This window comes from Saccharothrix sp. 6-C, from assembly GCF_016695385.1.
GTDB classification, from domain to species: Bacteria; Actinomycetota; Actinomycetes; order Mycobacteriales; family Pseudonocardiaceae; genus Actinosynnema; species Actinosynnema texasense.
In genome coordinates this window covers 4054404-4069929 of record NZ_CP064192.1, presented here as the reverse complement: position 1 = coordinate 4069929, position 15526 = coordinate 4054404, and the positions used below count along the sequence as shown (strand labels likewise).

The window sequence follows — 15526 nt, the reverse complement described above, 5'->3', positions numbered from 1 at the left end:
GACTTGCCTCGGGTGCGCGGTCGACCTGCATCGGCCTCGCGCCTCCCTGTGGACAAGGAGAACTGCATGCGGATGACAACGTTGACGAAGATCGGTGTGGCCGCCGCGCTGGCGGTGAGCGGGCTGGTGGTCGCCCCGGCGGCCCAGGCCGCGCCGGCGGCCGACCAGCTCTCGCCGGGCCTGGTGTCCGCGATGCGGACCGCGTTCGGGCTGACCGAGCAGCAGGTCCGGACCAGGCTCGACCTGGAGGCGATGGCCACCCGGCGCGCTCCCTCGGCGCGCACCGCGGCCGGGTCGTCCTTCGGCGGCAGCTGGTTCGACCAGGACAAGGGCGTGCTCGTGGTCGGCGTGACCGACACCGCGGCGGCCGACCGGGTCCGCGCCACCGGCGCCGAGGCGCGGCTGGTCGGCCGCAGCGCGGCCGAGCTCGACCGGGTCAAGGACCGCGTGGACGCGTTGTCGGCGTCCGGCGCGGTGCCCGCGGCCGTGACCAGCTGGCACCCGGACCCGCGCAGCGGCGCGGTGGTGGTCGACGTCCAGCCCGGCGTGCAGACCGCGGAGGTCGCGCGGTTCCTGGCCGAGGCGCGCAAGCACGGTCCCGTCGAGGTGAACACCGAGGGCGTCACCGCGCCCGTGCCGTTCGCTGCCGGGACCGTCGGCGGCGACCCGTACTACACCGGCAACGTCCGCTGCTCCATCGGCTTCTCGGTGCACGGCGGCTACGTCACGGCCGGCCACTGCGGCGGCACGGGCGCCCAGGTGTACGGCTGGGACCGGTCCTGGCAGGGCCAGTTCGCCGGGTCCTCGTTCCCCGGCAACGACTACGCGTGGGTCCGCACCGGCGGCGGCTGGTGGAACGCGCCCGTCGTGCTCGGCTGGGGCACGGTCAGCGACGCCCTGGTGCGCGGCTCGTGGGAGGCGCCGGTCGGCACGTCCGTCTGCCGTTCGGGCTCCACGACCCACTGGCACTGCGGCGTGATCCAGTCCCGCAACGAGACGATCCACTACGCGCAGGGTGACGTGCACCAGATGGCGGGCACCAGCGTGTGCGCCGAGGGCGGCGACTCCGGCGGCTCGTTCATCACCGGCGACCAGGCGCAGGGCGTCACGTCCGGCGGCTACGGCAACTGCTCGTCCGGCGGCCGGACCTGGTTCCAGCCGATCAACGAGATCCTGTCCACCTACGGCTTGACGCTGCTCACCGCCTGACCGCGACCGCGGACCCGCCCCGCCGGGGGCGGGTCCGCGACCGTCAGCCCAACGGCGCGGTCACGGTGAAGGAGGCGTCACCGGTGAACGCGGCGTCGGACGTGCGCGGGTCCAGCCGCATCGCGTAGTCGTAGTGCCGCAGGTAGCGGCCGGGGAAGTTGAACGACTCGAACGACGTCGTGCCGCCGCCCGCGAGCCCGGCCCGTCCGCAGAACGTGGCGTCCGCGCGGAACACCGCCGAACCGTCGTCGGCGTTCAGCACCAGGCGCATGGTGTGGTGCCGCAGGTAGCGACCGGGGTGGTTGACCGACTGGAACGAGTAGCAGCCGGCGTTGGCCAGCCCGGCGACGACGTCGAACGTGGCGTCGGCGCGGTCGGTCGCCGTGCTGATCGGGTCCACGTAGGCCAGGTTGTCGCGGTGCCGCAGGTAGCGGTCGGCGAAGTTGGCCGAGCGCAGCGAGCGCCTGCCGGTGGCCACCGCGGTGCCGTCGCCGACGTCCTCGCGCAGCACGGTGAAGTGCCGGGCGGTGCCGGACAGCCCGGTCAGCTCCACCTTGGCGCCGAACGAGCTCAGGTTCGAGCTGTCCGCGTAGTAGTAGCGCTTGGCGCCGTACTGGTCGAAGTAGATCCGCCAGCGGCCGTCCGGCAGCCGCACGAGCGCCGGGCCTTCGAGCCCCGAGCCCCAGCCCGCCCAGTTGCCGGTGCCGACGAACTGCCACGGTCCGTTCAGCGACGTCGCGGTGGCGTGCTCGATGTACTTCGTGGTCTCGTTCTTGAGGAAGTTGTGGTAGGTCCCGCCGACCTTGACGAGGTGGCTGTCGATGTAGTTGGCCGGGATGCCCAGCGGTGTCGGCGAGGTCCACGTGGACAGCGCGCTGTTGGTCGCGGTGATCCGGTAGGGCCGGAACTGACCGGCGGTGCCGGTGGTGGAGGCGGAGAAGACCACGTGCACGCTGCCGTCGGAGTCCTTGAACCACTCCGGCGCCCAGGTGCTGCCGGTGGAGCCGTTCAAGCCCACCACCACGTTCCGCAGGAACGTCCACGTCGTGTAGTCGGCGCTGCGGGCGAAGCCGATGGTGTCGCCGGTCCAGTTGGTGGTGTAGACGATGTAGTAGTAGCCGTCGGTGTGCCGGATGACGCTGGGGTCGCGGATGAGGCCGGACGGCGGGGTGTAGGCGTTGGACCGGACGAGGGCGAAGCTGGTCGCGTTCGCCGAGTCGTAGACGTGCATGTTCGACTCGCTGCTGTTGGTGAACGCGGTCATCAGGTGTGCGGCACCGGACCGGCGGCGAGGGCGGCCGGCGCGGGACCGGCGAGGCCGAACGCGGCGACCACCACGCTGGTCACGGCGGCGAGCAGGGTGCGGGTGCGCATGCGCGGCCCCCAGGTCCGTAGGGTCCGGCGGCGAATGTGAGCGTTAACATCCACGGGCCGGAAAAGTGGCGGTCCATGGCGGCGAGGTACTAGTCGTATCTCCCGGGACGCGCGGGTGTCAAGACGTTCCGGTCAAGTGAATTAGCGTTAACAACTTTCACTCCGGCGGCCTGTTGCGCCCGTCGCGGCCGGCCCTCTAGGGTCGCCAGTCGAAGCGCTTCGATGGCGAGGGAGCTCCACGCTTCCCCGGAGACGAAGGGGGCGGCCCGTGTCGAGAGCCCGCCGTTCGCTGGTGCTTCCGCTGGTCGCGTCGCTGCTCGTCGCGCCGCTGCCCGCCCACGCCGACGAGCTCCCGTTCCGCGACCCGGACCTGCCGCGCGCCACCCGGATCGCCGACCTGCTCGCCAGGTTGACGGTCGACGAGGAGGTGTCGCTGCTGCACCAGTACCAACCGGCGATCCCGAGGCTCGGGATCGGCGCGTTCAAGACCGGCACGGAGGCGCTGCACGGCGTGGCCTGGCTCGGCGGGGCGACGGTGTTCCCGCAGGCCTTGGGCCTGGCGAACACCTGGAACCCCGACCTGGTCGAGCGGGTGGGCGCGGTCACCGGCCGCGAGGCCCGCGGCTTCCACGCGAAGGACCCCGCGCACAACGGCCTCAACCTGTGGGCGCCGGTGGTGAACCCGCTGCGCGACCCGAGGTGGGGCCGCAACGAGGAGGGCTACTCGGAGGACCCGTACCTGACGGGCCGGATCTCCACCGCGTTCGGTCACGGCGTCCAGGGCGACCACCCCGACTACCTCCAGGCCGCGCCGACGCTGAAGCACTACCTGGCCTACAACGTCGAGGACGACCGCGTCACCGTCGACTCGATCGTCCCGCCGCGCATCCTGAAGGACTACGACGAGGCCGCCTTCCGCCCGGCGATCTCGGCGGACGCCGCGACCGGCGTCATGGCGTCGTACAACCTGGTCAACGGCCGCCCGACGCACGTCGGCCCCGAGCTGGACGAGGTCGTGCGCTCCTGGACCGACGAGGACCTGATGATCGTCGGCGACGCGGGCGGCGCGTCGAACGTCGCCGGCGCCCAGCGGTACCACCCGAACCGGGTCGAGGGCAACGCCGCCGCGATCCGCGCGGGCCTGGACAGCTTCACCGAGGACGACCGGAACTCCGCCCCCACCACCGCGTCGGTCAAGGCCGCGATCGACCGGGGTCTGATCACCGCGGCCGACGTCGAGGACGCGGCGCGGCACGTGCTGTCGATCAGGTTCCGGCTCGGCGAGTTCGACCCGCCCGGCCGCAACCCGCACGCGAGCACCACACCGGACGTGATCGACGCGCCGGAACACCGGCAGCTCGCCCGACAGGTGGCCGCCGAGCAGGTCGTGCTGCTGCGCAACGACCGGAACACCCTGCCGCTGTCCACCGCGGACACCAAGGAGGTCGCGGTCGTCGGTCAGCTCGCGGACACGCTGTACGAGGACTGGTACTCCGGCACGATGCCCTACCGCGTCACGCCCCTGCAGGGCCTCGCCGAACGGGCCGCGGTCACCTCCAGCGAAGGCGTCGACCACATCCGGTTGCGTGATCTGGCCACCGGGAAGTACGTCACCGCGTCCACTTCGGACTCCGGCGCGCCGCTCACCGCCACCGAGGTGACGCCGGGCGACGCAAGCGGGTTCGACGTGTTCGACTGGGGCGAGGGCACGGTCACGCTGCGGGCGGCCGCGAACGGCAGGACGGTGTCCCTGGGCGACGGTCGCAGCCTCGTCAACAACGCGAGGCAACCCAACGGCTGGTTCGTCCAGCAGCAGTTCGAGCTCGTGGCGCTGCCCGACGGCTCCTTCGTGCTGGAGTACGCGGGCAACGACGTCACGCAGTCGTGGTTCGGCCGGGGCCGGTACGCGGTCGTCGGCGCGGACGGCAGGCTGACCGTGACCGCCGAGACGCCGGCGGCGGCGGCGAAATTCGGGCGCGAGGTCGTGCGCAGCGGTGTGGACAGCGCGGTGCAAGCGGCGAAGGGCGCGGACGCGGCCGTGGTGGTGGTCGGCAGCATGCCGTTCATCAACGGCCGCGAGGACGACGACCGCGAGACCACCGTGCTGCCCGCCGGCCAGCGCGCCGTGATCGACGCGGTGCGCGAGGCGAACCCGCGCACGGTCGTCGTGCTGGAGAGCGGCTACCCGTACGCGGGCGACTGGGACACCGCGGACCTGCCCGCCGTGCTGTGGACCACGCACGCGGGCCAGGAGACCGGCCACGCGATCGCCGACGTGCTGTTCGGCGACCACAACCCGAGCGCCAGGCTGACCCAGACCTGGTACCGGTCCGACGCGGACCTGCCGGACAAGCTCCGGTACGACATCTCGAAGTCCGGGCACACCTACCAGTACTTCACCGGCGAGCCGCTGTACCCGTTCGGGCACGGGTTGAGCTACACGTCGTTCGGCTACTCGCGGCTGCGGGTGGACCGGACCGCGGTGGACGCCTCCGGCGAGGTGCGCGTGCGCGTGGACGTGACCAACCGGGGCGACCGGGCGGGGGCCGAGGTGGTGCGGCTGTACTCGCGCCAGCCGGCGTCACGGGCCCGGCAGCCGCTCAAGCGGCTGCGCGCGTTCGACCGGGTGGAGCTGCGGCCCGGCGAGACGAAGACCGTCCAGCTGACCGTGCGCGCCGCCGACCTGGCGTTCTGGGACGTGACCCGGGAGAAGCCGGTGGTGGAGAGCGCGCCGCACGAGCTGGCGGTCGGTCCGCTGACCCGCGTGATCAGCGTGCGCGGCGAGACCATCCCGCCGCGCGACCTGCGCCGGGTCACGCAGGCGCAGAACTTCGACGACTACTCCGGCGTCACCCTGGTGGACACCACCAAGGAACGCGGCACCGCCGTCGCCTCGACCGCGCCCGGCCAGTGGGTCTCGTTCGAGGACGTCGACCTGGGCCGGTCGTCCCGGTCGCTGACGGCCCGGGTGGCGAACCCGGACGCGCCGACGACCGTCGAGGTGCGCCTCGGCGGCCCCGGCGGCCGGTTGGCGGGCACGCTCGCCGTGCCGACCACCGCCGACGGGCACTCCTGGACCGCGGTCACGGCGCCGTTGCTCGGCGCGACCGGCCGGCAGGACGTCTACCTGGTCTTCACGGGGAAGGCCCGGATCGACAACCTCACCGTGGAGGGATCACCCTGATGTCCAAGCGTCTCCTGGCAGCCGCGGTCGCGGCCGTGCTGGCCCTGGCCGGCTGCGGCGGCTCCGACGGAGCTTCCGACCCCAACACCCTCAAGCTGTGGCACTACGAGGGTCCGGACAGCGCCATGGGCGTGGCGTGGGCGGAGGCGATCAAGCAGTTCGAGGCCTCGCACCCGGGCGTGACGGTGAAGTTCGAGGAGAAGGGCTTCGAGCAGATCCAGAAGACGGCCTCGATGGTGCTCAACTCCAAGGACGCGCCGGACATCCTGGAGTACAACAAGGGCAACGCGACCACCGGCCTGCTGTCCAAGCAGGGCCTGCTGACCGACATCAGCGACGAGGTCGCCAAGCGCGGGTGGGACAAGAAGCTCGGGCCGGGCATCGACACCACGGCGAAGTACGACGACCGCGGCGTGATGGGGTCCGGGAAGTGGTACGGCGTCCCGAACTACGCCGAGTACGTGATGGTCTACTACAACAAGACCCTGTTCGACCAGCAGGGGCTGGCCGCGCCGCGGACGCTGGACGAGCTGACCGCCGCGATGAAGAAGTTCGTCGCCGCCGGCGTCACGCCGCTCGCGCTCGGCGGCGCCGAGTACCCGGCCGCGCAACTGCTGTACCAACTGGCGCTGACCCGGGCCGACCGGGACTGGGTGGACCGGTTCCAGCGCTACACCGGTGACGTGGACTTCCACGACAAGCCGTGGGTGTTCGGCGCGGAGCGGTTCGCCGAGTGGCTGCGCGAGGGCTACATCTCCAAGGACTCGGCCGGTGTGAAGGCCGAGGACATGGGCCTGTCGTTCATGCAGGGCAAGAGCCCGATCATGATCAGCGGCAGCTGGTGGTACGGCCGGGTGCAGGCGCAGGTCAAGGACTTCGAGTGGGCCTCGGTGCCGTGGCCGGGCATGACCGCCGGGTCCAGCGGCAACCTGTGGGTCGTGCCCGAGGGCTCGAAGAACAAGCAGCTCGCCTACGACTTCATCGAGATCACCATGTCGCCGGCGATCCAGGACAAGCTGCGCGACGCGGGCGGCATCGCGGTCGCGCCGGGCGAGACCCCCGTGACCGACCCGAAGACCAAGCAGCTCAACGACGACTTCAAGGCGCTCGTGGACGGCGACCGGCTGGCGTTCTACCCGGACTGGCCCGCACCCGGCTTCTACGACGCGCAGGTGTCGTCCGTGCAGAAGGTGATCACCGGGCAGATCGGCGCGCACGAGGCGCTGACCGAGATGGCGGACTACTACAAGGAGAACACGGCGAGCGTAGGCAAATGAGCTCGGTACCCGCCTCCATCCGCGACCGCGGGTCGTACCTGCTCTTCCTCATCCCCGGTGGCCTGCTGCTGCTCGCGGTGATCCTGGTGCCGTTCGGGATGAACATCGGCATCAGCTTCACCGAGTGGTCCGGCGCGGGCACCCCGGAGTGGGTCGGGCTGGACAACTACACCCGGCTGATGGGCGACGGCACGTTCTGGGCGTCGTTCCGGCACAACGTCGGGCTCGTGGTGGCGATGGCGATCCTGCCCACGCTGGCCGGGCTCGTCATCGCCGCCGCCCTGTTCGACTTCATCGGCAAGCACTTCGGCGCCCGGCACGCCGCCGTGCTGCGGGCCTGCGTCTACCTGCCCCAGGTGCTGCCGATCGCGGTGGCCGGGATCGTGTGGAGCTGGATCCTGGCGCCGCGGGACGGCGCGCTCAACGAGGTGCTGCGCGCGGTCGGGTTGGACTCGCTGGCCCGGAACTGGCTCGGCGACCCCGACTTCGCGCTGTGGTCGGTGATGGCGGTGATGCTGTGGATCCAGGTCGGCTACCCGGTGGTGATCTTCATGGCCGGGATGCAGCGCGTGGACCCGTCGCTGCACGAGGCCGCGGAGCTGGACGGCGCGTCGTGGTGGGGCCGGTTCTTCCACGTCACCGTGCCGCAGATCCGGCCGGAGATCTTCGTCGTGCTGCTGACCTGCACGATCGCCGCGTTGAAGGTGTTCGCGCCGATCTACGTGCTGACCAGGGGCGGGCCGGGCGGGTCGACCAACGTGCCGTCCTACTACTCGTTCCAGAACTTCTTCGAGAAGACCCAGGTCGGCTACGGCGCGGCCATCGCCACCGTGCTCACCGCGCTGATCCTGGTCCTCACGGCGGTGTTCCTGCGCGTGCAGAACCGGGGTGGGCGCTGATGAGGCGGCACGCGGTGCTGTGGTCGATGATCGTGCTCGCCGCGGTGATGCTGGCGCCGTTCGTCCTCGTCGCGCTCAACGCGGTCAAGACACCGGCCGAGTACTCCACCGGCGGACCGCTCGACCTGCCCTCGGGCATCTCGCTGGACGGCATCGTCGCCTTCTGGGAACGGGTGGACTTCGGCGAGAAGCTGGTCAACAGCGTGGTGATCAGCGGGTCGGTGGCCGTGCTCGCGGTGGTCGTGTCGGTGTTCAACGCCTACGCGCTGGGCATCGGCCGCGTGAAGGGCCGGCTGTGGATCCTGGTGGTGTTCCTCATCGCGAACACGCTGCCGCAGGAAGCGCTGGCCTACCCGCTGTACTTCCTGGCCAACGAGGTCGGGCTGTACGACACCAAGCTCGCCGTGATCATCGTCTTCACGGTGGTCCAGGCCGCGTTCGGCACCTACCTGCTCACCTCCACGCTCGGCGGCTTCCCGCGCGAGCTGCTGGAGGCCGCCCGCATCGACGGCGCGACCAAGTGGCAGGCGCTGGTGCGGATCGTGGTGCCGATCAGCAGGCCGACCCTGGGCGTGCTGTTCGTGTTCTTCTTCATCTGGACCTGGAACGAGTTCTTCCTGCCGCTGGTGCTGCTGATCTCCAACGAGAACCAGACCGTGCCGGTGGCGCTGGGGGTGCTCCAGGGCCAGCGGATGATGGACGCCACGATGACCAGCGCCTCGGCGCTGCTCGGGGTTGTCCCGGCCATCGTCTTCTTCCTGATCTTCCAGCGCGCGTTGACCCGCGGCATCACGGCGGGGGCGGTCAAGTGACGGGCCCGCACCGGCGGGAGCGGTTACCGGTGGGGCCGGCTCCGGTTCCCCCGGCGCCCCGCCGGGTCGCGCGGCGCCGCGCGCCGGTCGACCGGCAAGAGACACATCGAGCCGCTTCCCCTGACCGCACGCGGTCAGGTTTTCGCCGATTGGAGTTCGGGTGAAGTTCAGCGACGGGTACTGGCTGCTGCGACCGGGGGTCGAGGCCGCGCACCCGGTCGAGGTGCGCGACGTCGCCGCGGGGAACGGGGAGGTCGTCGTGCACGCGTCGACCCGTCCGATCCGGCACCGCGGCGACACGCTCAAGGGCCCGGCGGTCACGCTGGGGCTCACCTCGCCGATGGCCGACGTGATCGGCGTGACGATCACGCACTTCGACGGTGGGACGCCCGCGGAGCCGGTGTTCTCCGTGGCCGCCGACGGCGCCCACGAGGCCAAGGTGGTGGAGGACGACGCCGGGGTGGTGATGACCGCCGGCGCGTTGTCGGTGCGGGTGCGCCGCGGCGAGGAGTGGCGGGTCGAGTTCACCGCCGACGGCCGTCCGCTGACCAGCAGCGGCGCCAAGGGCATCGGCTTCATGACCGTGGACGGCACGCACCACGTCCGCGAGCAGCTCACCCTGGGCGTCGGCGACACCGTCTACGGGCTGGGCGAGCGGTTCGGCCCGCTGGTCAAGAACGGCCAGACCGTCGACATCTGGAACGCCGACGGCGGCACGAGCAGCGAGCAGGCGTACAAGAACGTCCCGTTCTACCTCACGAACGCGGGCTACGGGATCTTCGTCAACCACCCCGGGCTGGTGTCGTTCGAGGTCGGCTCGGAGGCGGTGTCGAAGGTCCAGTTCAGCGTCGAGGGCCAGTCGCTGGAGTACTTCCTGATCTACGGTCCGACGCCGCGCGAGATCCTGCGCAAGTACACCGCGCTCACCGGTCGGCCCGCGCTGCCGCCCGCGTGGTCGTTCGGCCTGTGGCTGTCGACGTCGTTCACCACGTCGTACGACGAGGAGACGGTGTCGGGGTTCATCGACGGGATGCTGCAGCGCGACCTGCCGCTGAGCGTGTTCCACTTCGACTGCTTCTGGATGCGCGAGTTCCACTGGTGCGACTTCGAGTGGGACCCGCGCACCTTCCCGGACCCGGTCGGGATGCTCGAGCGCCTGCGCGCCCGGGGCCTGCGGATCTCGGTGTGGATCAACCCCTACATCGCGCAGCGGTCGCCGCTGTTCGCCGAGGGCAAGGCGAACGGCTACCTGCTGCGCAGGCCGAACGGCGACGTGTGGCAGTGGGACCTGTGGCAGCCGGGCATGGCGCTGGTCGACTTCACCAACCCGGCCGCCCGCGCGTGGTACGCGGCCAAGCTGGACGCGCTGCTGGCCCAGGGCGTGGACTGCTTCAAGACCGACTTCGGCGAGCGCGTGCCGACCGACGTCGTCTACCACGACGGCTCCGACCCGGAGCGGATGCACAACCACTACACCCACCTCTACAACCAGACGGTGTTCGAGGTGCTGCGCGAGCGGCGCGGCGACGGCGACGCGGTGGTGTTCGCCCGGTCCGCCACGGCCGGCTCGCAGCAGTTCCCGGTGCACTGGGGCGGCGACTGCGAGGCCACCTACGAGTCGATGGCGGAGAGCCTGCGCGGCGGGCTGTCGCTGGGCCTGTCCGGGTTCGGCTACTGGAGCCACGACATCGGCGGGTTCGAGGGCACGCCGTCGGCGGCGTTGTTCAAGCGGTGGATCGCGTTCGGCCTGCTGTCCTCGCACAGCCGGCTGCACGGCAGCTCGTCCTACCGGGTGCCGTGGCTGTTCGACGAGGAGTCCGTCGACGTGCTGCGGCACTTCACGAAGCTGAAGCTGCGGCTGATGCCGTACCTGCACGGCGCCGCGCGGCAGGCCGCCGCCGAGGGCGCGCCGATGATGCGGGCGATGGTGGTGGAGTTCCCGGACGACCCCGGCTGCGCCCACCTCGAACGCCAGTACATGCTCGGCGACGACCTGCTGGTCGCCCCGGTGTTCTCGGACGAGGGCGACGTGTCCTACTACGTCCCCGAGGGTGTGTGGACCCACCTGCTGACCGGCGAGACCGTGCAGGGCCCGCGCTGGGCGCGCGAGCGCTGCGACTTCCTCACCGCGCCGGTGCTCGTGCGCCCGGACACGATCCTGCCGGTGGGCGCGGTCGACGACCGGCCGGACTACGACTACGCCGAGGGCGTCACGCTGCGGGCCTACCGGCTCGCCGACGGCGACCACGTGACGGTGGTCGGCGACGCCACGTTCCGCACCCGCCGCCAGGGCGACGAGATCCGGGTCGAGGCCGAGGGCGCGCCGTCGAGCTGGGCGCTGCTGCTGGTCGGCGCCGCCGCCGTCGACGCGGTCGACGGCGGCACGCTCGGCTCGCACTCCGACGGCGTGCTCGTCAGCGCTGAAGGCGGTGCGCTGACGCTGCGAGGGGTCCGGTGAGGTTCTCAGCGGTCGTGCTCGTCCTGTTGGGCTCGCCGGCCGCGACCACCCCGGTGGTCGCGGCCCCCGCGTCGGCCGAGCAGCGGCACGTGGTCTCCCCTGCCGCGCGGGCACGACGTGTCGCTCGGCCTGAGGTTCGAGGACACCACCGCGCGGGGCTACCGGGTGCTGCTCTTCGTCAACGGCTGGAACATGGGCCAGTACCTCAACGGCGTCGGCCCGCAGCGGGAGTTCGTGCTCCCGAACGGGGTGCTGCGCGACCGCAACACGCTCACCTTCGCCGTGATCGCGACCGAGGCGGCGCCGGGTGACCCCGGGAAGGTGCGCCTGGTGACCCTAGGCAACCACCGGACCGGTGCTGCCGCGGGCCGTTAGCCGGGGTGGCAGCAACCGGACCTCGGGTTCGGCGGGGCCGTCGAGCCGGCGCATCGCCAGCTCGACGGCCAGCCGCCCGAGCTCGACGGCCGGCAGGTCGATCGAGGACAGCGGCACGGCCTGCGCCTGCGCCACGTCCGGCGGGCAGACCGCCAGCACCGAGAGGTCGCGCGGGACGGCCAGGCCCCGCCGGGCCAGCTCCGACAGCAGCGGGCCGAGGATGGCCTCGTTGTGCACCACCAGGCCGGTGACGGGGCGGTGACCGGCCAGCAGGCCGTCCAGGCACTCCCGGAGGCCGTCGTAGGTCGGCACGCAGGCCAGCGCGGCGGCCTCGACGCCGCGGCTCGCGGCGGTCCGCCGGAAGCCGCTGAGGAACCGGCCCGCGTAGCTCGTGCCGCGCTGGTAGACGGCGGGGGAGGGGCCGATGAGGGCGACGTCGCGGTGACCGAGGTCGGCGAGGTGGTGCACGCAGTCCGACCCGGCGGCGGTGAAGTCGAGGTCGACGCAGGTGAGCGCGTGGGGGTCGTCCGGCACGCCGATCAGCACCGCGGGCCGGCTCAGCTCGCGCAGCACCGGCACGCGGGGTTCGGCCGCCTCGACGTCCATCACGATGATCGCGTCGGCGAGGGAGGAGGCCACCACCCGGTGCAGCCCCTCCGCGCCCTCGTCCGCGGTCAGCAGCAGCACGTCGTGGTCGTGGGAGCGGGCCGCGGCGACCGTGGCCGCGACGAACTGCATGACCACGGGGACGTTCAGGTCGGCGCGCAGCGGCACGACCAGGGCGAGCACGTTCGTGCGGCTGCTCGCCAGGGCCCGCGCCCCCGCGTTCGGCCGGTAGCCGAGCGCGCGGATGCTGTGGTGCACGCGGCGCCGGGTCGTCTCCGAGATCGAGCGCTTGCCGGACAGCACGTACGAGACGGTGCTGGGCGAGACTCCCGCCGCTCGGGCGACGTCGGCGATGGTGACCATCGGTGGATCATAATACGTCGGCGCGCCGGCGGAGCGGTTGTCTGGTCCACTGTGGACGGCGTTCGTAGCGCCCTGGTTGAGAGCGCTAACAGAAAGTGACGTAGGTCACGCTTCTCTGCTAGGGTTGCCATCCGGGAGGAACGGACCCCGTCCGGTCGGCAGGTGACCCAGGGCGGAGTTAGCGTTAACAGATGGGTGAATCGATCGAGTGTCAACCAAGGAAAGCGCTTACCTGCCGGGGCGTCGACGCGCACCCCGACGGCAGTGGTGAACGCCTTTCCGGCCGGTCGTCGCGATCGACGGGATGTGCGCCGGTGGTGAGCCTCGTGCGGTGGCGGCGGCTCAGCGGCCCTGGTCGCCGAGGGCGGTGACCACCGAGCGGATCGTCGGGTGGCGGTACAGCTCGCGCAGTTGCAGCGGCGGCAGACCGCCTTCCCTCATCCGCGCCCCGATGCGCACCGCGAACAGCGAGTTGCCGCCCAGCTCGAAGAAGTCGTCGTCCAGCCCCACCGGCACGCCCAGCACCGCGCCCCACAGCTCGCGCAGCCTGGTGGCGAGGTCGTCGTTCCCGGTGGGCGCCTCGACCGGCTTCGCCACCGCGGCCACCGGTGGCGGCAGCTTCGCCGCGTCCAACTTGCCGTTGGTGGTCAGCGGCAGCGACCCGAGGGCGGTCACGGTGCTCGGCACCATGTAGTCGGGCAGGATCCCGGCGGCCCGCTTGCGCACGCCCGAGGTCCCGCCCGCGTCCTCGGTCAGCACCACGTACGCGTCGATCCGGGCGGTGGCCGCGTCGTTCGGGTCGTCCCGGCGGACCACCACGGCCGCCGCCCGCACGGTCGGGTCCTCCACCAGCACGGCGCGGATCTCGTCCAGCTCGATCCGGAACCCGCGCACCTTCACCTGGCTGTCGATGCGCCCCAGGTGCTCCAGCGCGCCGTCGGGCCGCAGCCGGCCCAGGTCCCCGGAGTGGTAGACCGGGCCGCCCGGCCGCACGGGGTCGGGGGTGAACCGCTGCGCGGTCAGGTCGTCCTGGGCGAGGTAGCCGGCCGCCACCCCGACCCCGCCGACCAGGATCTCCCCGGCCACGCCCGGCGGCAGCAGCCGACCGTCCGGGTCCACCACGTACAGGTGCCAGCCGGGCAGGGGAGGCCCCACGGACCGCGACCCGGTCAGGGCGTCCCGCCGGGTGACCGTCCGGTGCGTGACGTGCACGGTGGTCTCGGTGATGCCGAACATGTTCACCACCCGGCACGCCGACTCGGGGTGCGCGTCGAACCACGGCAGCAGCACCCCCGCGTCCAGCGGCTCGCCGCCGAGCACGACCAACCGCACGACCAGGTCGTGGTGCCGCACGTCCAGCAGCTGCGCGAGCGCCGACGGCGTCTGGCTGAGCACGGTGACCTGCTCGGCGGCGAGCAGGTCGCGGAACGCGACCGGGTCGCGGGAGACGGAGTAGGGCACCACCACGAGCCGGCCGCCGGTGAGCAGGCAGCCCCAGATCTCCCACACCGAGAAGTCGAACGCGCTGGAGTGGAACAGCGTCCACACGTCCGAGGTGCCGAGCCGGAACTCCGGACGGGTCGCGTCCACGAGCGCGATCACGTTGCGGTGCGGCACCACCACGCCCTTGGGCCGGCCGGTCGACCCGGAGGTGTAGATGACGTACGCGGCGTCGTCGGGCGTCGCGGTCGTGGCGAAGGGCCCGGACCCGGCCGCGACCACCTCGTCCGGCGTCACGGGCACGGTGCCCGCCGCGCCGGTGAACCCGGGCAGCCGGGTGACGACCAGCCGGAGGTCGGCGTCCCGCGCCGTGTAGGCCAGTCGTTCGGCGGGGTAGGCCGGGTCGGTGGGCACGTAGGTGGCGCCCGCCTTGAGCACGCCCAGGAGGACGACCACCAGCTCGGCGGTGCGCTCCAGGCACACCCCGACCCGGTCGCCGTCGGCCACGCCCAGCGCGCGCAGCCCGCCGGCCACGGCCCGGGAGCGCTCGTCCAGCTCGCGGTAGGTCAGCCGCACGTCGCCGTCGGTCAGCGCCACCCGGTCGGGCGTGCGGGCCGCCACCGCGCGGAACGCCGCGTCGATCGTCGTCGGCGTGGTGTCGAGCGCGAGCTCCGGGAGGCCGAGCGCGGCCACCCGGTCGCGTTCCCCGGCGTCCAGCAGCTCCACCGCGCCCGGGGCGACGCCCGCCGTCACCTGGCGGTGCACGTGCGCCAGGTGACGGGTGAACTGCTCGACCTGCGCCGGCGAGATCCGTCCGCCCTGGTGGTCGCAGCGCAGCCGCGTCGCGCCGCCCTGCCGCCACACCGAGAACGTCAACGGCAGCGGCGCGGCCAGGAACGGCAGGTACTCGTCCGCGCCGAAGTCCTCGCGCGACACGAACAACCCGGCCGCGGCCGGGTCGGCGACCGGTTCCGCGGCGCCGCCCGGGGTCACCCGCACCGCGCCCCGCCCGGTGCCGACGACCGCCCAGCCGGGGGAGTCGACCGAGGCGTAGCGCACCAGCGCGGTCGCCAGCGCGGTGCGCCAGCTGTCCTCGTCCCCTCCTTCGCCGAGCGGCAGGACGAGCTCGGCCGAGCCGGGCCCCGCCACGTCGGGCGCCGCGGCCCAGTCCGGCACCCCGGCCGCTGCCACCTCGGCCGCCGCCACCTCGGCCCAGGCGGGCTCGACCGGGTCCGCCCCGGTGAACCCGGCCGCCGCGGCACGCAGCCCGGCCGCGTCCAGGAACCCCCGGTCCGCCACCAGGACCAGGTCGGCGAGCCCGTCCCGGTAGCGCAGCAGGGTGCACCGCAGGTCGGTCACCGCCCGGTTCAGCTCGGTCGTGAGCCGCCGTCGCGCGATCGGCTCGGTCGACCGGGCCGGCACGTCCTCCACCCACAGCCGGGGCTGCGCGGGTGACGTCGACACCCCGGCGGTGAGCCGGACCCGCAGCGAGTGGCATCGGGCGCCTGGCAACACGTGTCCTCCTGGTC

10 protein-coding genes are annotated in these 15526 nt (G+C 72.3%); 7 read left to right on the top strand and 3 right to left on the bottom strand.

Features of this window, described 5'->3' with window-relative positions; translation table 11 throughout:
• Positions 1–66 precede the first annotated feature (66 nt).
• Positions 67–1209, top strand: coding sequence for a S1 family peptidase (locus IOD16_RS17425; protein ID WP_236595056.1), 1143 nt, complete (start codon positions 67–69; stop codon positions 1207–1209).
• A 43-nt stretch (positions 1210–1252) separates the two neighbouring features.
• Here IOD16_RS17425 and IOD16_RS17420 read toward each other — a convergent pair whose 3' ends face one another.
• Entirely contained in the window at positions 1253–2473 is a 1221-nt protein-coding gene (locus IOD16_RS17420) for a glycoside hydrolase family 43 protein (protein WP_201440897.1), read from the bottom strand.
• A 402-nt stretch (positions 2474–2875) separates the two neighbouring features.
• Between IOD16_RS17420 and IOD16_RS17415 the strand changes: the two genes are divergently transcribed.
• From IOD16_RS17415 to IOD16_RS17390, 6 genes are all read left to right on the top strand, one after another.
• Positions 2876–5767: a glycoside hydrolase family 3 protein gene (locus IOD16_RS17415; RefSeq protein ID WP_236595055.1), complete on the top strand. Its 2892-nt coding sequence runs from the start codon at positions 2876–2878 to the stop codon at positions 5765–5767.
• Positions 5767–7044: an ABC transporter substrate-binding protein gene (locus IOD16_RS17410; RefSeq protein ID WP_236595054.1), complete on the top strand. Its 1278-nt coding sequence runs from the start codon at positions 5767–5769 to the stop codon at positions 7042–7044. The genes IOD16_RS17415 and IOD16_RS17410 overlap by 1 nt, the downstream gene beginning before the upstream one ends.
• Entirely contained in the window at positions 7041–7943 is a 903-nt protein-coding gene (locus tag IOD16_RS17405) for a carbohydrate ABC transporter permease (protein ID WP_201440895.1), read from the top strand. The genes IOD16_RS17410 and IOD16_RS17405 overlap by 4 nt, the downstream gene beginning before the upstream one ends.
• Entirely contained in the window at positions 7943–8755 is an 813-nt protein-coding gene (locus tag IOD16_RS17400) for a carbohydrate ABC transporter permease (RefSeq protein WP_201440894.1), read from the top strand. Before IOD16_RS17405 ends, IOD16_RS17400 begins: the two co-directional genes overlap by 1 nt.
• A gap of 160 nt (positions 8756–8915) precedes the next feature.
• Positions 8916–11213 (top strand): alpha-xylosidase, encoded by a 2298-nt coding sequence (gene yicI / locus IOD16_RS17395; RefSeq protein ID WP_201440893.1) that lies wholly within the window; start codon positions 8916–8918, stop codon positions 11211–11213.
• Between the two features lie 99 nt (positions 11214–11312).
• Positions 11313–11588 carry a beta galactosidase jelly roll domain-containing protein gene (locus IOD16_RS17390; RefSeq protein ID WP_201441419.1) on the top strand — a complete coding sequence of 92 codons (276 nt, stop codon included), beginning with the start codon at positions 11313–11315 and terminating at the stop codon, positions 11586–11588.
• Here the strand turns inward: IOD16_RS17390 and IOD16_RS17385 are convergent.
• The gene (locus IOD16_RS17385) at positions 11550–12557 is read right to left on the bottom strand and encodes a LacI family DNA-binding transcriptional regulator (protein WP_201440892.1); all 1008 of its coding nucleotides are present in this window, start codon (positions 12555–12557) and stop codon (positions 11550–11552) included. The two genes, IOD16_RS17390 and IOD16_RS17385, sit on opposite strands and share 39 nt — an antisense overlap.
• Positions 12558–12899: 342 nt before the next feature.
• On the bottom strand, positions 12900–15509 hold the full coding sequence (locus IOD16_RS17380) for a non-ribosomal peptide synthetase (RefSeq protein ID WP_201440891.1): 2610 nt from the start codon (positions 15507–15509) through the stop codon (positions 12900–12902).
• Positions 15510–15526 lie beyond the last annotated feature (17 nt).